Consider the following 20,172-nt stretch of genomic DNA (forward strand, 5'->3'; position numbering starts at 1 on the left):
AGGGTCGGAGTCATTGCGATCGAAGCGAGCGGCCCAACAGTTCGTTGCCCGCCCTCTACAAGTTCCTTAGTGGCGCCAGCTCGTATCCTTTTTGTCGAGCTTGCGGATCAGCGCCGCGAATTCGAGATCGCCGATGCCTGTGTCCGACTCCATCTCGGAGAAGCGGTCCATGTCCGCGCCCGACTTGCCGGCGAGATTGTCGCCCATGACGTTCAGCGTTCCCGCCGCCGCCGCGTCGACCTGGATCTGGCAGGCGCGTTCGAGGCGATAGAGCCGCAGGAAGGCTTCCGGCACCGACCGGCCGGTCACGAGCAGGCCGTGGTTGCGCAGCAGCATCGCCTGGTGGTCGCCCAGGTTCGCAAGCAGCCGACCGCGTTCGTCGAGATCGAGGCTCGGTCCCTCGTAGTCGTGGTAGGCAAGCTTCCCGTGAAACGCCGTCGACACCATCGAGATCGGCAGCAATCCGTCCTTCAGCGCGCACACCGCCATGCCGGCGCGCGTATGCGTGTGCATCACGACCCGGTGACGGGCGGCATGCGCCATGTGCACGGCCGAGTGGATGATGAAGCCGGCATAGTTCACGGGATACCGGCTCGGCTCGACGGCCTTGCCGTCGAGGTCGATCTTGACGAGGTTCGAGGCGGTCACCTCGTCGTAGTTGAGGCCGTAGGGATTGATCAGGAAATGTGGCGCTTCGCCGGGCACACGGGCGGTCAGATGACCGTAGATCAGCTCCGTCCAGCCGAAATGATCGACCAGGCGGTAAGCCGCCGCGAGCTGCCGGCGCAAGACCGCCTCGCCCTCGGCCGGCGGCAGCGCATAGATGTCGATGCCGGTGAGCGGCAGGTCCTGGGCGATGTGCATGTCCATGGCGTTCCTCCCGGCGGAATCGGCGGGTCATGAGCTTCGGCTAGAATGAGGCAACGCAAGAGGAAGCGCCATGCCTGACACGCCCCAATCAAAAGCCCGACTCGACACGACGCGTCTGCAGAGGATCGCCCAGGCCTACTGGGAAAGCGCCGCTTTGATGGCCGGCGTCGAGCTCGAGATCTTCACGGCAATCGCGCGCGGCCACGACACGATCGCCGCGCTCGCGAAGGTGGTCGGCATCACGGAACGGAATGCCGAGCGATTACTGACGGCGCTGGTCGCCATGACGTTGCTCGACCGCAGCGGCCCTGAGCGAAATGCCCGGTTCTCGAATACGCCTGACGTCCAGCGTTTCCTGGTGAAGGACAGCGACCGCTATGCCGGTCCGTGGATCCTGTTCACGAAGCCGCGCTGGACGGCTTATGGCGAGCTGAGCCAAAGACTCAGGAATTCAGTGGAAAATCCCCTGGGTGCCTACACCGAGTTCGCGATCGAGGACGCGCGTCGCTACCACGCCGCCACCTATTCGATCGGCATGGGAGCGGCGCGGCTGTTCAGCCGCAGCGTCGATCTGACCGGCCGCCGACTCCTGCTCGATCTCGGCGGCGGATCGGGCGCCTACAGCATCGTCGCGACGGCGACCTATCCGGGACTGAAGGCGATCGTGCTCGACCTGCCGCCGGTCACCGTCGTGGCCAACGAGTATATCGAGGCCAACGGCGCCAAAGATCGCGTCAGCACGCTGGCCGGCGACTTCACGGCCAGTCCCTTCCCGCCCGGAGTCGACGTCGTGGTGATGGCGAGCAACCTGCCGCAATACGAGCCGGCCCTGATCCGTCTCGTGGTCGGCAAGGCGTTTGCCGCGCTCGTGCCAGGTGGCGAGATGCATCTGATCGGCGAGACGCTGCATGACGACCGGCGCGGACCGCTGTCCGCGGCGCTGTGGGGCCTGAACGAAGCGGTCTTCGGCAGCACCGGCCTCGCCCACACCGAAGCCGAGGTGAAGGGTTATCTGCGCGATGCGGGCTTCGCCGACGTCGCCGTCCATCCCTTCGTTCCTGGCGTCCTGTCGCGGATCGCCGGCCGCAAGCCCGTCTGATTCGCGGGTTGCGCCGGCACAACCATTCGACTATCAGTCTCGACCTGCCTCGCTCCCATCGTCTAGAGGCCTAGGACGCGGCCCTCTCAAGGCTGAAACACGGGTTCGACTCCCGTTGGGAGCGCCAATCTAAAATCCAGATGAATCAACATTTCACGGAAGTTGGTCGGCGCAATCGCCTGTGCACAACGTGGCGTGGATTACCCCGCACAGCCAAATGTCGCGAGTATCGGGGGAATGGTGCGGGACGCGTTCGTCTATCGTTCCCCCGCATGGACGGTCATCGGTAGCTCGGCGGAGGAATTCGCGACCCTCGCGTCATGAGCCATCGGGCCCTGAACTGCTTCACCACTCCCTGACAAGATTGTACCTTTGCTTTGCTACCGGATCGCCGGGCAGGCCAAACCGACGCTCTGCGGGCGTCGGGGAGATCGCGGACGCAATGTCTTCCGTGTCGAACATGTCATCGATAGATCCACCCGGTTTTGCGACGACATATCGAACCTTACCCCATGGATGAAACCACTTGTGTGGTGCAGTGTGCCCCCACACGCTAAGTGCATACCCCTTCGACGTCCAACCAAACACCACGCCGCCGCCCTTTGCGCATAGCGCCTTGGCGATCTCTTGCAGAAAGAGCCAGCCAAAGTCGCCCTCGGCAACGTTGCATCCATCGAAATAAACGCGCGTGAACGACGGAAAGATACGCCCGTAGTCAACGCCCCCAAAAATGCGTGAAACATCTCCCCAGTGGACGGCTTCGTGTTTGAAGAAGATCATTCCTTTATTTCCATGGGTGTCGAACACCACACGTGAATAAGGACCCCCGGGCGACTTGACGAAGCTGTCCCAGCTGTTTTTCAAGGCAGCAACACCGCCTGATATTGCAAGTTTGCGCGAGGCGTCGCGGTTCTCGCCGAAGCTGCGGCAAGAGCTGTCATCGGCGTCATAGATGGCGAGGCGATCATCGGACATGAGGTTCTCCTGAACTGGACTCCCGTCGGCAGGACCGCGCGAGGTGATTTCACTGATGGAAGCCGGGCCGTCCCTCCCTTCTGACCTTGTCAAGCTATCATCGTCGTCGGTTGTTGTGGCCGCGAAACCAGTCGCTAGCCCATGGGGGCGAAGTGCGCGACTTGCATCGCAACCCATTAAATTCAAACGAGACTGCCGCGCCCTCTCAAGACAGAAAAGGGTTCGACTCCCGTTGAGAGGGCCAATCAAATCAGCGCCTTGCGGGTCGGCGCCCGTTCACCCTTACGGGCACGCCCTGCGGGCCTCTTGGCAAGCCGCGTCCCTCGCGTCCACGCTGCACGAATGGGCATCCTTGACGCCCCTGTCGTAGGCGGCCTGCGCTTCACGCTGGGAGATAACCGATTGTTCGATCACGCCCTGCATCAGGTCATTCGATTGCTGGACCCGGACTCTCATCGCCTCGGACTTGTCGGGCGTCTGCACCAGCTCTCCCCACCTGAATCCGGCGCAGTAGGCTGCCGCCGTCGCTGTCTTCTTCGAGACGCCATCAGCCTGGGCCTGGGCGCCAATCGCCAACAAGCCGACAAAGACAGGCAACAAGTGCTTCATCGCGAGCAAGGCCACCCTTCCCATGCCAGTGTGCCGGTAAAGACAACACGTCACCGGCCATAGTTCCATCGCAGTTCCCGCGGGCAACATTCAAACTCGTAGTGCACGGCCGGCGCGGATCGGCCGACGTCAAATCATGCAAGCGGCACGATCCGCAGTTCGTATCGACTGGGAACCTTGATCGCCTGCTTCAGCGCGATCGGAGTCGGCGCGTGCTTCACCAGCGCTTTGATCGCCTCACGTTCGTTCTTTCCCATCATGCATCCCACGATGATCGATTTCAGGCTCTGGCCGGGAAACCGTACCCAGTGGTCGTCCGCAATCAGAGTCTGGTGATTGAGCTTCTTCGACCGCTCCTGCGCGATCAGCCGGTACTCCGATTCGTAGCTCCAGTGGCTGGGCTTGGCGAGAATCGGCAGCAGCGCATCCTCTTCCTGTTTGATCTTGAGGGGCATGGCCGGATATTCATCGCGATAGGTGACCTGCGCCGCCTCGGCGAAGAAGACGGTGCTGGTTTCGAACTCCAGGCAGACGCCCGTGTGCCTGTTCGTGTAGAGCGCCCAGTTCAGCGGATGATCCGCGTAGGCAGAGAGGCAAAAGATGCGGAATACGTCGTTCATCCAGCCGGCCATGGCGTTCGCTTCGGTTACCATCCGCCGCAGGATCTCGCCATTCTCGCGCAGCAGCCTCCTAAATCTCTCCCGCGCCACCGGCGTGAGCTCGGACAGGCCATGGGCGTAGAGCCGCTCGAGCCACTGCGCCGTCTCCTCGCGCCAGGACGAGTCGTCGATGCGGCCAATGTCGAAGAATGGCCGGCAATCCCAGGCGTCGCTGAATCCGCAGGGCCGGGAAAAGTAAAGCCGGTTGAAAGCGACGATCGGATATATGCGCGCCATATCGAAGGCCGCGAAGTGGTAGAGGCGATCGATTCCTGCTTCGCGGGCTATGGTGTATCGCCTTTGCATCAAGCTCGCATCTTATCACTGGCACCGTTCCGGCCCGCGTCCTCGCAACGGCCCGACGCCCCCTCATAGAGGGTGCCTCGCAGCACAAATGTGAGAACATGCTCGGCCACAGATTTGACGCAGGTTTCCCGGCGACCCGCGCCACCGATGGCCAATGGTCACTGGCCATCAGTACGTCGGCAAGGCCATCTTGCCGCCGCTGCAGCCTTCCCTCCACCACGTCGGCCGCGGCCCGCGCCGGCGGCAACCCCCGAGTGCCGCCGGCGCATCCGGTTTTTTGCCTGTGACGAGGGGCTGACGGCCCTCCGAGGGCGCGCCGAAAGCGCGGGTCTGGATTTGGCACAGGCGGACCGGCATGCTGGCCGCGATCCGTCTCCAGGAGCCCGTCCCGGTCTTGCTGCTCGCGTCCGCCCCACCCCTACGGCGCAAGTCCGGGGCCCCCGCTTTCGACCTGGTCCTGCTTGCTGCGGGCGCACTCCTCCTCTTCGTCGGACTGATCGTCTGGCTGGACAATGCGCAAGGCGGTCTGACCGGCAATGGCATCGCGAAAAGCCTCGAACTCAAACCCTGGATCGCCGATCCATCCCACGCGCCCCTATATCCGGCGAATTACCTGTTCTATCCCGTCTATGGCGCGCTCTGCCGGCTGCTGGACGCCCTGGGCATTCTCCCCGGCGATCCACGCCGCCAGCTAACCATCTTGAATGCGGCCAGCGCCTCGCTCTGCCTTTGCGTGGTCTACGCCCTGATCCGGGTGATGACGGGCGACAGGATCGTGGCGGTGCTGACTGCGCTGTTCCACGGCGCCTGCAACTACGTCCTCCTTCTCGCCATCACCAACGAAGACATCATGCCGAGCTACACGATAATGCTGGCATCGATGGCCCTGGCAAGCCTGTGGTTCGCGCGGCCGGCTGCGGTCCGGGTCCTGGTGGTTGCCGTCCTCTTCAGCATCGGCTGGCTCTTCGAATGGCGCCTCATGTTTCCAACGCTGCCGGCGATGCTTGCCGCGCTCTGGGCGTGTGAAAGGCGGCGGAACTTCAGGTTCATCTGGATCGGCCTGTTCCTCGCCACCATGGCGGTCACCGCCGGCGTCACCGCCTGGGCCTGGCGCGGCCACGAAGGCGCGGTGGAACCGATCGGCCTTCTTTGGACCGGCAAGGCCGTCGTCTCGGCATGGGCCGGATTCTCCTGGCCCAAGGTGAGCTACCTGTCCGACGGAATGGCCGGATATCTCCTCGGCACGGCGGTCACGCGCGACGAAACGATTCCCGGCTGGGATATCTGGCGCTACCTCGCGCTTGCCTGGATGCTGACCACGGCGGCAGTAGCGGCGCACGCGGTCTGGCTGCGACGACACAAAGCTTCCGTGCGTAGCGTGATTGTCGTCTTCGGCGGTACGTTCGTCGCCGGTGAGATCTTCAATCTCTACTCCCAGCCGCAGGATCCGCAGATGCAGATCAACGTCATGGCCTGGCTGACCGTGGCCTGGGCCCTGGCCCTGCAGGCAGTGCGTGACCGATGGGCCTGGCGCGGATCGGCGGCGCTTGGCGGCCTGACGCTCGCCCTCTTCGCCTACAACGTCTGGAGCATGGTCCCGCAGCGCGGCGCGGATACGGCGTGGCGACAGGCGCTCGAGACGATCGAGCGCCGGGCCGATCCCAGCCGCACCGTCTTTCTGGTGCACGTGTTCGACTGGACGGTGAACTACGCCCGGCTCTATTGGGGCCCGCAGGAAGTCGGCACCGACCTTCTGGGACCTGCGCCTCAAGCGGCGCCGAAGTTCAAGTGGATCGGCTTCGGCTACGACGCGCTCTGGCATCCTGATTGGGACGACGATCGCCAGGTCGCCGACCTCAAGCATCAGATCGATCGTGCGCTGGATCTGGGCTACGACGTGCTGGTCATCCGTTTGTGGCGCGTCGATGAGCGGCAGCTCGAGAAGGACACCAACATGATTGCAGACAATCGCCGCGTCGCGGCGCTGCGGACGATGTTGCACCGCGACTACACGGCGACGCCGGTTCTCGATGATCCGGTCCTGGGCCCCGTCGACCGCCTCCGGCGCGCTCGCTGACTACATCGTCGCCTGCTGGATGCGCCGCTCGTCGAGACCGACCGAGCGCGCCGCCTCGACGATGGCGGCCCAGGTGTCGGACGGCAGCGGCACGCCTTCGGCCAGACGCCTGGCGCGGCTTCTGGCTTCCGTTTCGCCAGGGACCAGGATCTCGCCGCCGGCGCCGGCCGGCCGCGAGCTCTTCACGAAGCCGACATATCTCGCGACGTCCTGCGGGAAGAATCCCGCCGGATCGAACACCTTCGGGTCGATGTAGAAGGACAGCATGCCGTTGGCGAAGCGGCCGCGCTCGGGATCGGTCGCCCCGGTCCCGGAGAGGGAGCCGCCCAAGAGCTCGCACATGAAGGCCAGGCCGGATCCCTTGTGCTCACCGAAGGCGCGGATGGCACCCGCCCCCTTGCTATGGTCACGTGGTCCGACGGGGGTGTAGCCGCCATAGAGAAGATGCGGGTCGTTGCTCGGCTTGCCGTCCGGCCCGATCAAGGCGTCCTCCGGCACCTTCTTGCCGCCCTGACTCGCCACCAGGACCTTTCCCTCGGCGACGATCGACGTGGCGAAGTCGAGAATCAGCGGGTCCTGACCACGGCGCGGGACGCCGACGCAATAGGGTGCGGTCGAGAACCGCCGGTCGACCCCACCATAGGGCGCCACGAGGACACTGCCCGAGGCATTGACGAAATGGACGGAGACCAGACCCTCGGCGGCCGCCGTCTCGGCCCAGTCGCCGACCCGGCCGATATGGCCGGCGTTGCGCAGCGTCACGGCCGAGAGGCCGCCCTTCTTGCACTTGTCGATACCGATGCGGACCGCTTGCGGCGCCACCGTCTGACCGAAGCCGTACTTGCCGTCGACCACGGCGATCACGGGTGTGTCCACCAGGATATCCACTGTCACATCGGCGATCACAGTCCCGTTCTTCTTCTGGCTCGCGTAGCGCGGCACGCGGACGACACCATGGCTGTCGTGGCCCGACAAGTTCGCGCTCACCAAATAGCGGCCGATGCGCGCGCCCTCCTCCTTCGAGCAACCGGCCGCCGCAAAGAGATCGGCCACGAAGGCCTCGAGCGCCCTCGCCTTGATCGTCACTGTACCCATAGGCACTCCTGACAGAACTCTTCGGGATCGTACCCTATGGGTTCACGACTTGCCGCGTTGAAGGTTCGCGACATAGCCGCGGTTCCAGGTCGGATTGATCATCACCTCGTTGATGACGATGTGCGCCGGCAAGCAGGCGATGTAGCGGATCAGATCGCCGACATCCTCGGACTGGGCCATGCGGGCTCGCTCTTCCCTCGTCACCGGCACCGGCCGCTTGTCGAGGATCGGCGTCGCCACCTCGCCGGGGCAGACCACACAGGAGCGGATGCCATTCACGCATTCCTCCATGTTGATCGTGTGGCTCATGGCCACGACGCCATGCTTGGCAGCGGAATAGGCCGGACCGCTCAGCAGGCTGGGCTGCTTGCCCGCAACCGACGAGGTGTGGATCAGCACGCCGCTCTTGTGCCTGCGCATCATCGGCAGCACGGCCGTGGTGCAATAGAAGGCGCTCGACAGGTTGCCGTCGATCACCTGCTCCGCCCCCGCAGGCGAAAGCTGTTTCCAGCTCCTTTCCAGGATGTTGAGCCCGGCGTTGTTCACCAGGACGTCGCAGCGGCCGAACTTCTTGTCGATGTCGGCAGCGATGCGGGTGACGGCCGACGCCTTCATCAGGTCGCCAGGCTTCACTACCGCCTTGCCCCCGTCCCTCTTGATGGTGCCGGCCGTCTCTTCCAGCGGCTCCCTGCGCCGCCCGGTCAGCACGATCGTGGCTCCTTCCCTCGCCAATGCGCGCGCCGCCGCCTGGCCAATACCGGAACCTGCACCGGTCACCCAGGCGACCCGGCCCGTCAACGCACCCATCGAACTCTCCCCGATCGCCTGCGTCGGCCAGTCGCCGATCAGAGCACCTTGCCCGTCGTGTCGTCGATCAGATGCATGTTGCTCAGGTCGGCGCGCAGCTTCATCGCCTGGCCTGCCGCCGCGCTGGCATTCGGATTCACCCGGCCGCACACTTCCGCGCCGCTGATCGTGAAATAGACCAGCGTCTCCATGCCCATCGGCTCGACCACCTCGATCGTCATGTCGAAGTCGTGCTGGTCGGGCTCGACGTGCGGCCGCGCTTCGGTGATATGCTCGGGTCTGAGTCCGAGGACGAGATTGGGCTTGCCCGCGAAACTGCTGTAGCGCGCACTGCGCGACGCCGGAACGGGCAGCGAGAGCTTGTCGTTCAGCCGCATGCGCAGGGCGCCGGCAGCCTGCTCGAGCTGGCAGGGGATGAAATTCATCGCCGGCGAGCCGATGAACCCGGCCACGAACTTGGTGATCGGCGAATGGTAGAGATCGTTGGGCGATCCGACCTGCTCGATCAGACCGGCATTCATCACGACCACGCGGTCCGCGAGCGTCATTGCCTCGACCTGATCGTGCGTGACATAGACCGTCGTCGTGCGCACCTTCTGGTGCACTTTCTTGATCTCGGTACGCATCTGCACGCGCAGCTTGGCATCAAGGTTCGACAGCGGTTCGTCAAACAGGAACACCTTGGGGTCGCGCACGATCGCCCGGCCCATCGCGACGCGCTGGCGCTGGCCGCCGGACAGCTGCTTGGGCTTGCGGTCCAGGAGCTCGGTGATGTCGAGGATCTGCGCGGCCTGCTTCACCCGACGCTCGATTTCGTTGCGCGGCGTCCGCTTGAGCTTCAGCCCGAACGACATGTTCTCATAGACGTTCATGTGCGGATAGAGCGCGTAGTTCTGGAACACCATCGCGATGTCCCGGTCCTTGGGCGGCACGTCGTTCACCACGTCGCCGCCGATCGCGATATCGCCGCCGGAGATCTCCTCCAGGCCCGCGATCATGCGCAGGGTCGTGCTCTTGCCGCAGCCCGACGGGCCGACCAGCACGATGAACTCCTTGTCGGCGATGTCGAGATCGACGCCGCGAACGGCCATGACCTCGTCGTATTTCTTGACGACCTTGCGCAGCGTAACCTGAGCCATGAGTGAACCTACCCCTTTGTGGCGCCCGCGGTGAGACCCGCGATGTAGTAATCCATGAGGAAGGCGTAGATGATGAGCGGTGGCGCCGCGCCGAGCAGCGCGCCGGTCATGATCTGCCCCCAGTTGAAGACATCGCCCTTGATCAGCGAGGTCACGATGCCGACGGGCAGGACCAGCTGGTCGATTGATGTCGTGAAGGCGAGTGGATAGAGGAACTGAGCCCACGATACGGTGAAGCTGAAGATCGTAGCCGCGATGATGCCGGGCATCGCCACCGGAATGAAGATCTTGGTCAGCGTTTGCATCCAGGTCGCGCCGTCTATCAGCGCGGCCTCGTCGAGCTCCTTCGGGATCGAGGCGAAATAGCCGATCATGATCCATGTCGCGAACGGAACGGACAGGGTCGGATAGATGATGATCAGCGTCCACCAGTGGTTCATCAGCTCAATGCCTGTCGTGTCGCGTACGAAGGCGAACATCTTGAACAGCGGAATGAACAGAAGCGTGTCCGGCACCAGGTAGGTCAGGAACACGCCCGTGGCGAGCGTGGCCGAGCCCCAGAATTTCATGCGCGCCAGCGCGAACGCCGCGGTGACGCTGATCAGCATCGTGACGGCGACCACGCAGACCGACACGATGGCGGAGTTGCGGAAGAACACCAGGTACTGGTTCTGGCCCAGCAGCTCCTCGTAGTTGCTCAAGGTAGGGGCGTACACCCACCATGGGTTCTTGGCCGCCGAGATCTCGCCGCTGCTCTTCAGCGACGTGATGAACATGTAGATCGGCGGCGTCAGGAAGAAGACGACGAACAGCACGAGGAAGAAATAGGACCAGCGCATGGCCCAGCGCCGGTCGCGACTCATGCTGCGGTACTTGACGGGGCGCGTGGGGGCGCCCGCTGCGATCGAAGCGTTGGCCATCAGACTTCGCTCCCCCGTCGGCTGATGTTGCGCAGGATGAAGGCCGCCGCGACGGCCAGGATCGGCGCCATGAACAATGACACCGCCGCGCCTTGCGGGATGTCGCCGCTCTCGATGCCGACCTTGAAGGCCCAGGTGGCGAAGATCTGGGTGGCCGTCAACGGGCCGCCCGACGTCAAGACGCGCACGATGTCGAAGTTCGCGAAGGTCACGATCAGGGAGAACAGCGCCGTAATCGCGATGATGTTGCGCATCATCGGCAGGTTGACGTACCAGATGCGCTGCCACCACGCGGCGCCGTCGATCGCCGCCGCCTCGTGGAGCTGTTCGGGCACCGACTTCAAGGCGGCCAGGTACATGATCATGAAGAACGGCGCACCGGCCCAGATGTTGACCAGAATGACGGCGAAACGGGCCCAGCCTGCCTCACCTGTCCAGGGGATGCCGGAAATGCCGAAATGCGCCAGGATCCAGTTGAAGGCGCTGTAGGACGGATCGAACAGCCACAGCCACGCCAACGTGCTCATCGCCGGCGGGATGACCCACGGCACGAGAAGCATGCCGCGCCACTTGCGCTGGCCCTTGGTCGGGATGTTGTGCACGAAATGCGCGACGACGAAGCCGATGATCGCCTTGAAGATGACCGCCGTAATGGCGAACAGGCAGGACTGGTACACCACATCCCAGAAAACCTGCCGCTTGAACAGGAACTCGAAAGTACCGAGGCCGACGAACTTGGTCATCGACTTGTTCAGCATCGCCAGATAGATCGCATAGCCTGCCGGGTAAGCGACCAGGATGCCGATCAGCAGGATCAGGGGCAACGCCATCAGGAAGGCGATCGTCGACTTGCGCTGCATGAGCTTGTGCAGCCCGGTGCGAGCTTCCCCGCCGACGACTGCGGCATTGCGGGCGGCGATGTCTGCCATGGTGTGCTCCGTGTGGTGCCGATAAGGAGAGGACGCCGCCTACAGGCGACGCCCCCTGTCTTTCCGCTTCACGCTAGTTGCGCATGAAGCCTTCGAGTTCATTGGACGCCCAGTCCAGCGTCTTCTCCAGCGGTTCGCCCTTGAAGTAGCGCACCGCCATCTGGGTCTGAATGCCCTGGTTGTACATTTGCTCGGCGATCTTGTGCGGCGCCGGCGCGCAGGCGATCGCCGTCGTCTGATGATGGTACGGATCGGGATAGTGGAAGAGCGTGCCCTTGGGCGGCTCTGCCTCCGCCCAGACCTTGAACTTGGTGTAGTTCTCGAACGATGGCAGATCGTATCCGCCGCTGGCGACCACCATCGACTCGACCACCGGCGCCGACGAAAGGTGGGCCAGCAGGCTCTTTGCCGCCGGGACGTTCTTGCTGAAGTTCCAGATGCCCCAGAAGAACGGCAGGAAAGGTCCGAAGCGGCCTTTGGGTCCGGCCGGGAAGCCGTGCGTCCAGCAGTTCTCGGCGACCTGCGGCGCGTCGCGCTTGGCGACCGCCCAGGCGCTCGGCGGGTTCATGATCATCGACGCCTGTCCGGAGACCAGGAACTTGTTGTTCGAGGCGTCGTCCCACGCCGCCACGTCGGGCGGCAGGAAGCCCATCAACTTCTTGTACCAGTCGAGCGCCTGACGGACCTGGTCGTTCTTGACGACGATCTCGCCCTTGGCATCGACCATTACGGCGCCGAACGAATGGAAGATCGCGCCGATCGTGTCGACGCAATCCGATGTCGTGCCGAGGCCGATGCCGAACGGATGGCCGGCCTTGTGGCACGCCTCAGCCGCCTTCATGAAGGCGTCGAGAGTCCAGTCCTTGTCCTGCGGCTCGGCACCGGCAGGATATATCTTCTGCACGTCGATGCCGGCGAACTGCTTCATGTAGTCGATGCGCGAGCACGGTCCTTTGAACTGCGTGCCGACCGTCGCCGGAATGGCGAGCCACTTGCCGCCGACCTTGCCGAGATACTCCACCGTGGCGTTCACCTTGCCGTTGTCGGCGATGAGCTTGTCCATCTCGGCGTTGACCGGCACAAGTTGCTCGGCATAGCGCGCCGGCAGGAAGGTGTTCAGGGTCATGATGTCATGACCCGACTTCGCCTGCGCTTCGGCAGCCGCGGTCAACAAGAGCTTGTTGCCCTGCGACGTGACGAAGTCGATCTGGACCTCGACCTTCTCCTTCTCTGCCCACTCCTTGACCGCCTTCTCCGTGGCGCTGTTGGCATTGGGTACCCAGTGGTCCCAGAAGGCCACGGAGAGCTTGCCTGCGGCATGGGCGCCACGCACGAAGGGAGCGGCGACCATGGCAGACGACAAGGCAGCGGTGCCACCCACGAAACGACGACGACTAACTTTCCTGAAGCCCATTCAATTCCTCCTCAACGCCGGCCAGGCGGCGACTCTGCGCGCTTTGGCCACGCGCAACGACTTTCAGACGAAGCCTTGTTAGGGATGCTATGCAGAAGGTGGAAGGCAGGCAATGAGTTTTAGGACGGAGGGAGGCCGATCGCGTCGTTTGACAGCGGACAAGGGCGTCGGGATGCTCCGATCAGGCGGAACGGGATGAGGAAGAGATCTTGCTTCAAGAACCTGTGGAATCCTCGGGCGACAAATTGCACGCTTGCCATCACAAGCCCGCTTCGACCCTTCGTAAACTTGCGCCTAATCCGTGGCTGGCGGCGGTTGATCCTTCGCCGATCGGCGAAACCAGGCGCTGGGTGCTGGGTCGGACCTTTCCGGCCGACCGACCTCTGATCGACCTGAGCCAGGCCGTGCCCGGCTATCCGCCGGCGCTCGAATTGCGCCGGCATCTCGGCGAAATGCTGCTTGACCCGGGCGTGCATGGTTACACGCCGATTCTTGGCCTGCCGGCGTTGCGAGAGGACTACGCCGCCCACCTTTCTTCCTTCTACGGCGCCCGGATTACACCGGGCGAGGTAGGTATCACCTCCGGCTGCAATCAGGCCTTCTGCCTTGCCCTGATGAGCATCGCCAAGGCCGGCGATCAGGTGATCCTGCCGCGGCCGCACTATTTCAACCACGACATGTGGATGCGCATGCAGGGGGTCGAGCCGGTGCCGCTCGATTTCCGGCCGGGGTCGGGAGCCATTCCCCATGCCGGCGATGCCGAAAAATTGATCGGCCCGAGGACCCGCGGCATCGTCCTGATCACGCCGAACAATCCCACGGGGGCGATCTATCCGCGCCAGACCATCCACGCCTTCTACGAGCTCGCCCGCCGGCACGGCATCGCCTTGCTGCTCGACGAGACCTACAAGGATTTCCTGTCCGAGGGAGCGCGGCCACACGACTTGTTCAGCGATCCCGGCTGGCGGGAGACACTGGTGCATCTCTACAGTTTCTCAAAGGTGTTCGCCCTGACCGGCTACCGTGTCGGCGGCGTCGCCGCCGGCGCGGCCCTCATGGCGGAGATCGAGAAGGCGATGGACTGCGTGTCGATCTGCCCGCCCCGGCTCGCCCAGGAGGCGGCACTCTACGGCTTGCGCCATCTTCTTCCGTGGGCGCGCAAGAACACCGAAGGCCTCGAGGCGCGCGCCGATTTGCTCGGCCGCGGCCTCGCCCGCTCGAACCGCTGGCGGCTGGTGAGCATCGGTGCCTACTTCGCCTACGTCGAGCATCCCTTCGCCGGCGAGCGCTCGACCGACATCTCGAGACGCATGGCCGACGAAGAGAACCTGCTGACCATTCCGGGCGACATGTTCGGCACGGGCCAGGAGCGCTTCGTGCGGCTGGCCTTCGCCAACGTCACCGACGACAGGATTCCGGCCGTGCTGGAGCGGCTCGAACGCTTCGGCGCCTGAACTCGATCGACGGAGCGAAAGCAATGCCACACGCCACCACGCCCGATGGTGTGAAGCTCTACTACGAAGAGGCCGGCAGCGGCACGCCGATCCTGTTCGTCCACGAATACAGCGGCGACTGGCGGAGCTGGGAGCCACAAATGCGCTTTCTTTCGCGTCGGCATCGCTGCATCACCTATTCGTTCCGCGGCTATCCCGGATCGGATGTGCCCGACAGGGCGGCGATGTATGGCCAGCAACAGGCCATCGACGACGTCAGGAACATGCTCGATCATCTGAGGATCGACAGGGCGCATATCGTCGGCCTGTCGCAAGGCGCCTTCGCCACCGCGCACTTCGGCCGTCTCCATCCTGACCGGGCCCTGTCGCTCACGCTCGCGGGCGTGGGCTCCGGCGCCGAGCGCGCCGGCCACGAGCAGTTCAAGGAGAGCGCACGGCGGGCGGCGGCGCTGATCCGCAAGGATGGTATGGCAAGGTATGCGGCAGGTCTTGCTACCAATCCGACACGCTCTCGGTTCAGGCAAAAGGATCCGCGCGGCTTCGCCGAGTTCACGAGGCATCTCGCCGAGCATCCCGACCTCGGCGCAGCCCTTACCATGGAGAACTACCAGGGCAAGCGGCCGTCGCTCTACGACTTCGAGGCGGACTGGCAGAGCCTCGATCTTCCTGTTCTGATCATTTGCGGCGACGAGGACCAGCCTTGCCTGCAACCCAGCCTCTATCTGAAGCGCACGCTGCCCAATGCCGGCCTGGCAATGTTCGCGAAGACCGGCCACACGGTGAACATCGAGGAGCCGGACGCGTTCAATCGCGAGCTGTGGAATTTCGTCGCCCTGGTCGAGTCCGGCAAGTGGACGCCCGGCTCAGCAGCGGAGGCTAACGCCAGTCCGATCTGACCGTCACGGCGTGGTTGAGCGGGCCGTGGCCACTGCCGAGGCCCGGCGCCGTTTCGATCGCCTTGCGGACATAAGCCCGGGCGCGGGCAACGGCGTCACGCAGGCTCAGTTTCTGCGCGAGGCCGGCGGCGGTCGCCGAGGCCAGCGTACAACCCGTGCCGTGGGTCGAACGACTGGCGATTCGACTGTCCTCGAACCGTTCGAACCTGCCGTCGCAAAACAGCAGGTCGACCACGCGTTCTCCTTCGAGATGCCCACCCTTCATCAGGACGGCTCTTGCGCCCAGGGCCGACAGCCTCTCGGCTGCCCGCACCATGTCGGCTTCGACGCGTACCGGGAAGCCCGCAAGCACCTCCGCCTCGGGAAGGTTCGGCGTCAGGACGGTGGCCATCGGCAGCAGCGTCTCGCGCAACGCCGTCTCGGCCTCGGTCAGCAGCAGCCGCTGGCCGCCCTTGGCCACCATCACCGGGTCGACCACCAGCGGCGCATCGGCTGCGTGCCGCTGGAATGCCGACGCCACGGCGTGGATCACGTCGGCGCTGTGCAGCATACCCGTCTTCAGTGCATCGGCGCCGATATCGGTCAGCACGACCTCGATTTGCTTGGCAATGAAGGACGGCGCGACCGGCTCGACCGCCTGGACCCCAAGTGTGTTCTGCGCCGTGAGAGCGGTGATGGCGGTGGCGGCGAAAGCGTCCATCGCCGTGACGGCCTTGATGTCGGCCTGGATTCCGGCGCCGCCACCGGAATCGGAGCCGGCAACAATCAGGACGCGGCCCTTCACCCCGGCACCTCAGGCGGCCTGAAGCGGAATCGCCTCGATGATCTGATCGACGACGGTCTTCACGAGGTTCGAATCGTCGCCCTCCGCCATGACGCGAATCATCGATTCGGTGCCCGACTTGCGCACCAGCACGCGTCCGCTCTTGCCGAGCTTCTTCTCCGCCGCAGCGATCGCCGACACGACGGTCGCCGCGTGCAACGCTGCATTGGCGTCGTCCACTCTCACGTTCTTGAGGAGCTGGGGTACGGGTTCGAAGGCGCAAAAAGTCTCGCTCGCCGGCTTGCCGCTCTTGATCATCGCCGCGAGCGCCTGGAGCGCGGCCATCAATCCGTCTCCAGTGGTCGCATGATCGGTCATGATGATATGGCCCGACTGCTCGCCGCCGAGATTGAAGCCATCGGCGCGCATGCGCTCCAGCACATAGCGGTCGCCGACCTGGGTGCGCACCAGCGCGAGCCCTAGCGTGGCCACGAACCGTTCGAGGCCGAGATTGGACATCACCGTCGCCACCACGCCATTGCCGTGCAGACGCCCGTCCCTCTTCCATTGGTCGGCGATGGTCGCCATGAGCTGGTCGCCATCGACCAGGTTTCCCTTCTCGCTGACCAGCACCACGCGATCGGCATCGCCGTCGAGCGCGACGCCGATATCGGCACCGTGCGCCACCACATGGTCCCGCAGGATGGCGGGATGCGTCGAGCCGCAGTTGTCGTTGATATTGAAGCCGTCGGGCGAGACGCCGATCGGAATGACCTCGGCTCCGAGTTCCCACAACACGGTCGGCGCCACCTTGTAGGCGGCGCCGTTGGCACAATCGACGACGATCTTGAGGTCGGACAGATCGAGACCGCGCGCGGCAGAGCCCTTGACGGCCTCGATGTAGCGGCCCTCCGCATCGTCCAGGCGCTTGGCGCGGCCGATTGCCGGCGAGCCCGCAAGAGGAATGGTCGACGGCTGCTCGACCAGCTCTTCGATGTGATGCTCGACCGTGTCCGAAAGCTTGAAGCCATCGGGACCGAACAGCTTGATCCCGTTGTCCTCGTACGGATTGTGGGAGGCGGAAATCATGACGCCGAGATCCGCCCGCATCGATCGCGTCAGGAAGCCGATGGCAGGCGTCGGAATCGGGCCCAGCAGCAGCACGTCCATCCCGACCGACAGGAAGCCGGCCGTCATCGCCTGCTCGAGCATGTATCCCGAAAGTCGCGTGTCCTTGCCGATGACGACGCGGTGCCGATGACTGCCCCGATTGAAGACCCGGCCTGCCGCCATGCCGATTCGCATGACGGTATCGGCGGTCATCGGCGCAGTGTTGGCGCGGCCGCGAACGCCGTCGGTACCGAAGAGGGATCGAGACATAGCGCCCGAATTTTATCGTATTGCTGCCGCGACAGCGAGTGCCTGCCGCGTACCGGCCACATCATGGACACGGACGATCGAGGCGCCGCGGCGCGCCGCCTCGACCGCAAGCCAAACGGATGCCGGATCGCGTCGGCGCGGTTCCTCCACACCCGTCAGCTTGCCGATGAATCCCTTGCGGGAAGATCCGATAAGAACAGGGTAACCGGCGTCGGCAAGGCTGCCGGCGCCGGCAATGAGGGCGAGATTCTCCGTCGGGCTCTTGCCGAAGCCGATACCCGGGTCGAGCGCGATCCGCTGCCGATCGATGCCGGCCCCTTCGCAGATTGTCGCGCGATCGACCAGAAAGTGCCGGACCTCCGCGACCACGTCGGTATAGGGAGGACCGTCATAGTTGCCCTGCGGCCGGCCACGGCGATGCATCAGAACGACCGCGGCCGTCCGGCCCGCGAGCAACGGCATGAGAGAGGGATCGTCCTGCAAGGCGGAGACGTCGTTGACCATGCGTGCCCCGGCATCGAGGCAGGCACGGGCAACCGAGGCGTGCCGGGTATCGACGGAAACGAGCGCCTGTCGTGCCGCGAGCCCGGCAACGACCGGCAAGACGCGGCGCAGTTCCTCCTCCTCCGAAACCGGATGGGCGCCCGGCCGCGTGGATTCGCCACCGACATCGACGATATCGGCGCCCTCGGAAACGAAACGCAGGCCATCGTCGATGGCCTGCGCCGGATCGAGGCGTTCGCCGCCGTCCGAGAAAGAGTCGGGAGTCACATTGACGATCGCCATGATCCTCGGGCGATCGAGGACGAGCCCCGCGAGGGTTCGCGTCAAACGCCCGGCTGCGGCTCGGGATTCGCACCGGGGGAAGTACCGGGAGCCGAGCCCGTGCTGGACGGCACCGAGGCCCGGCGCCGGCGATCCGTTCCGGAACCGGCGCCGCCGGTATCGTCACGCACGATCGGCTCGCCACGCAGGATCTGGCCGATCTCGTCGTTGCTCAGCGTTTCGTATTCGAGCAACGCCTTGGCGATCGTGTGCAGATCCTCGAGGCGGTCAGTCAAGATCTTGCGGGCGTGGCTCTCCGCCTCCTCGATCAGGCGGCGGACCTCCTGATCGATGAGCTGGGCGGTCGCCTCGGAGACGTTCTGCGTCTGGGTCACAGCGTGGCCTAGGAACACCTCTTGCTCATTGCCCTGGTAGCGGACGCGGCCGAGCTTGTCGGACATGCCGTAGGCCGTGATCATGGCCCGCGCCATCTGGGTGGCGACCTGGATGTCGTTGGCAGCACCGGTCGTGACGCTCTCCGGCCCGAAGATGATCTCCTCGGCGATGCGACCGCCGAACATGATCGCCAACCGCGATTCGAGGAACAGCTTCGTGTGGCTGAGATGATCGCGCTCCGGCAGCTGCATGGTGACGCCGAGCGCGCGACCGCGTGGAATGATCGTGACCTTGTGCAACGGGTCGCTCTTGGGAACGTGCAGCGCCACCAGGGCATGGCCCGCCTCGTGATACGCCGTGAGCTTTTTCTCCTCGTCGGTCATCGCCATCGAACGGCGCTCGGTGCCCATCAGCACCTTGTCCTTGGCGTACTCGAAATCGGCCATCGTCACGAGCCGCTTGCCCACGCGCGCGGCGCGCAGTGCGGCCTCGTTCACGAGATTGGCGAGATCGGCGCCGGAGAAGCCCGGCGTGCCGCGTGCCAACACCCGCGGATCGACGTCGGGCGCCAGCGGTACCTTGCGCATATGCACCTTGAGGATCTTCTCGCGGCCGCCGATATCGGGATTCGGAACCACGACCTGACGATCGAAGCGGCCCGGCCGCAGCAAGGCGGGATCGAGCACGTCCGGACGATTGGTGGCGGCGATCAGGATAACGCCCTCGTTGGACTCGAAGCCATCCATCTCGACCAGCAACTGGTTGAGGGTCTGCTCGCGCTCGTCGTTGCCGCCGCCGAGGCCGGCGCCGCGATGGCGGCCGACCGCGTCGATCTCGTCGATGAAGACAATGCAGGGTGCATTCTTCTTGGCCTGCTCGAACATGTCGCGCACGCGGCTTGCGCCGACACCGACGAACATCTCGACGAAATCCGAGCCCGAGATGGTGAAGAACGGCACGTTCGCTTCGCCCGCGATCGCACGCGCCAGCAGCGTCTTGCCGGTACCGGGCGGACCGACGAGCAGGCAGCCCTTCGGAATCTTGCCCCCCAGACGCTGAAACTTCTGCGGGTCCTTCAGGAAGTCGACGATCTCCTCGAGCTCTCCCTTGGCCTCGTCGATGCCGGCGACGTCCTCGAAAGTCACCCGGCCGTGCTTTTCCGTCAGCAGACGGGCGCGCGACTTGCCGAAGCCCATGGCGCGACCCGTACCGCTCTGCATCTGGCGCAGGAAAAAGATATACACCCCGACCAGGACCAGAACCGGCAGCCAGCTCACGAAGATGCTGCCGATGTTGACTCCCTCTTCCGCCGGCCCGGCATCGACGCGGTCGACGTTCTTGATCAGCATGGGCATGAGCTGCTCGTCGGGCGGCGTGCTCGGGGCGTAGGTCGAGAACTTTTGCATGCCGTTGCGCGGCTCGCGGAATGTGCCGGTGATGGTGTTGCCCGAGATGCGAACGTCCTGGACCTGCCGCTGATCGACGGCGCGCACGAAATCGGAGTAGGAAATGGCGTTCCCGGCGGCCCGCGTCGTACCCCCCTGGAAGACGCTGTAGAGCAGCGCCAGCAGCAAAACGATGACGATCCACAAGGCAGCGTTACGGTTGAACGGGTTCAC

18 protein-coding genes and 1 tRNA gene are annotated in these 20,172 nt (G+C 64.5%); 5 read left to right on the top strand and 14 right to left on the bottom strand.

The window, feature by feature from the left end:
* Positions 1-66: 66 nt before the first annotated feature.
* Entirely contained in the window at positions 67-870 is an 804-nt protein-coding gene (locus VH499_RS02245) for a class II aldolase/adducin family protein (RefSeq protein ID WP_332051053.1), read from the bottom strand.
* A 70-nt stretch (positions 871-940) separates the two neighbouring features.
* On the opposite strand from VH499_RS02245, the gene VH499_RS02250 reads away from it, so the two are divergent.
* Both VH499_RS02250 and VH499_RS02255 read left to right on the top strand, forming a co-directional pair.
* A complete protein-coding gene (locus VH499_RS02250; protein ID WP_332051054.1) occupies positions 941-1,969 on the top strand; it encodes a methyltransferase in 1,029 nt (342 codons plus the stop codon).
* Between the two features lie 51 nt (positions 1,970-2,020).
* Positions 2,021-2,096, top strand: a tRNA-Glu gene (locus VH499_RS02255).
* A gap of 218 nt (positions 2,097-2,314) precedes the next feature.
* Here VH499_RS02255 and VH499_RS02260 read toward each other — a convergent pair.
* From VH499_RS02260 to VH499_RS02270, 3 genes are all read right to left on the bottom strand, one after another.
* Positions 2,315-2,944: a hypothetical protein gene (locus VH499_RS02260; RefSeq protein WP_332051055.1), complete on the bottom strand. Its 630-nt coding sequence runs from the start codon at positions 2,942-2,944 to the stop codon at positions 2,315-2,317.
* Positions 2,945-3,226: 282 nt separating this feature from the next.
* Entirely contained in the window at positions 3,227-3,562 is a 336-nt protein-coding gene (locus tag VH499_RS02265) for a hypothetical protein (protein WP_332051056.1), read from the bottom strand.
* 125 nt (positions 3,563-3,687) lie between these two features.
* The gene (locus VH499_RS02270) at positions 3,688-4,518 is read right to left on the bottom strand and encodes a DUF2971 domain-containing protein (RefSeq protein WP_332051057.1); all 831 of its coding nucleotides are present in this window, start codon (positions 4,516-4,518) and stop codon (positions 3,688-3,690) included.
* A gap of 355 nt (positions 4,519-4,873) precedes the next feature.
* Between VH499_RS02270 and VH499_RS02275 the strand changes: the two genes are divergently transcribed.
* On the top strand, positions 4,874-6,595 hold the full coding sequence (locus VH499_RS02275) for a hypothetical protein (protein WP_332051058.1): 1,722 nt from the start codon (positions 4,874-4,876) through the stop codon (positions 6,593-6,595).
* Here VH499_RS02275 and VH499_RS02280 read toward each other — a convergent pair whose 3' ends face one another.
* The 6 genes from VH499_RS02280 to VH499_RS02305 all read right to left on the bottom strand — a co-directional run bounded on the left by VH499_RS02280 (position 6,596) and on the right by VH499_RS02305 (position 12,899).
* Entirely contained in the window at positions 6,596-7,690 is a 1,095-nt protein-coding gene (locus VH499_RS02280; protein WP_332051059.1) for a malate/lactate/ureidoglycolate dehydrogenase, read from the bottom strand.
* A 42-nt stretch (positions 7,691-7,732) separates the two neighbouring features.
* Positions 7,733-8,497, bottom strand: a complete 765-nt coding sequence (locus tag VH499_RS02285) for an SDR family oxidoreductase (protein ID WP_332051060.1) — start codon at positions 8,495-8,497, stop codon at positions 7,733-7,735.
* A gap of 38 nt (positions 8,498-8,535) precedes the next feature.
* The gene (locus VH499_RS02290) at positions 8,536-9,636 is read right to left on the bottom strand and encodes a sn-glycerol-3-phosphate ABC transporter ATP-binding protein UgpC (protein WP_332051061.1); all 1,101 of its coding nucleotides are present in this window, start codon (positions 9,634-9,636) and stop codon (positions 8,536-8,538) included.
* An 8-nt stretch (positions 9,637-9,644) separates the two neighbouring features.
* Positions 9,645-10,556, bottom strand: a complete 912-nt coding sequence (locus VH499_RS02295; RefSeq protein ID WP_332051062.1) for a carbohydrate ABC transporter permease — start codon at positions 10,554-10,556, stop codon at positions 9,645-9,647.
* Positions 10,556-11,485, bottom strand: coding sequence for a sugar ABC transporter permease (locus VH499_RS02300; protein ID WP_332051063.1), 930 nt, complete (start codon positions 11,483-11,485; stop codon positions 10,556-10,558). Before VH499_RS02300 ends, VH499_RS02295 begins: the two co-directional genes overlap by 1 nt.
* Before the next feature lie 73 nt (positions 11,486-11,558).
* Positions 11,559-12,899, bottom strand: a complete 1,341-nt coding sequence (locus VH499_RS02305; RefSeq protein ID WP_332051064.1) for an ABC transporter substrate-binding protein — start codon at positions 12,897-12,899, stop codon at positions 11,559-11,561.
* A 350-nt stretch (positions 12,900-13,249) separates the two neighbouring features.
* On the opposite strand from VH499_RS02305, the gene VH499_RS02310 reads away from it, so the two are divergent.
* Together VH499_RS02310 and VH499_RS02315 are read left to right on the top strand one after the other, a co-directional pair.
* Positions 13,250-14,353, top strand: coding sequence for an aminotransferase (locus VH499_RS02310; RefSeq protein ID WP_414709735.1), 1,104 nt, complete (start codon positions 13,250-13,252; stop codon positions 14,351-14,353).
* Between the two features lie 23 nt (positions 14,354-14,376).
* Positions 14,377-15,249 carry an alpha/beta hydrolase gene (locus VH499_RS02315; protein WP_332051065.1) on the top strand — a complete coding sequence of 291 codons (873 nt, stop codon included), beginning with the start codon at positions 14,377-14,379 and terminating at the stop codon, positions 15,247-15,249.
* Here the strand turns inward: VH499_RS02315 and thiD are convergent.
* Genes thiD through ftsH form a run of 4 tightly spaced genes read right to left on the bottom strand, consistent with a single transcriptional unit; the run spans position 15,230 to position 20,172 of the window.
* A complete protein-coding gene (gene thiD, locus VH499_RS02320; protein ID WP_332051066.1) occupies positions 15,230-16,033 on the bottom strand; it encodes a bifunctional hydroxymethylpyrimidine kinase/phosphomethylpyrimidine kinase in 804 nt (267 codons plus the stop codon). The two genes, VH499_RS02315 and thiD, sit on opposite strands and share 20 nt — an antisense overlap.
* A 9-nt stretch (positions 16,034-16,042) precedes the next feature.
* A complete protein-coding gene (glmM, locus tag VH499_RS02325) occupies positions 16,043-17,392 on the bottom strand; it encodes a phosphoglucosamine mutase (RefSeq protein ID WP_332051067.1) in 1,350 nt (449 codons plus the stop codon).
* 12 nt (positions 17,393-17,404) lie between these two features.
* Complete coding sequence (gene folP / locus VH499_RS02330) at positions 17,405-18,178, bottom strand: dihydropteroate synthase (protein ID WP_332051068.1); 774 nt, start codon at positions 18,176-18,178, stop codon at positions 17,405-17,407.
* 41 nt (positions 18,179-18,219) lie between these two features.
* Positions 18,220-20,172: an ATP-dependent zinc metalloprotease FtsH gene (ftsH, locus tag VH499_RS02335; RefSeq protein WP_332051069.1), complete on the bottom strand. Its 1,953-nt coding sequence runs from the start codon at positions 20,170-20,172 to the stop codon at positions 18,220-18,222.

Origin of the sequence: Reyranella sp., assembly GCF_036558665.1 — a bacterium.
Taxonomy (GTDB): domain Bacteria; phylum Pseudomonadota; class Alphaproteobacteria; order Reyranellales; family Reyranellaceae; genus Reyranella.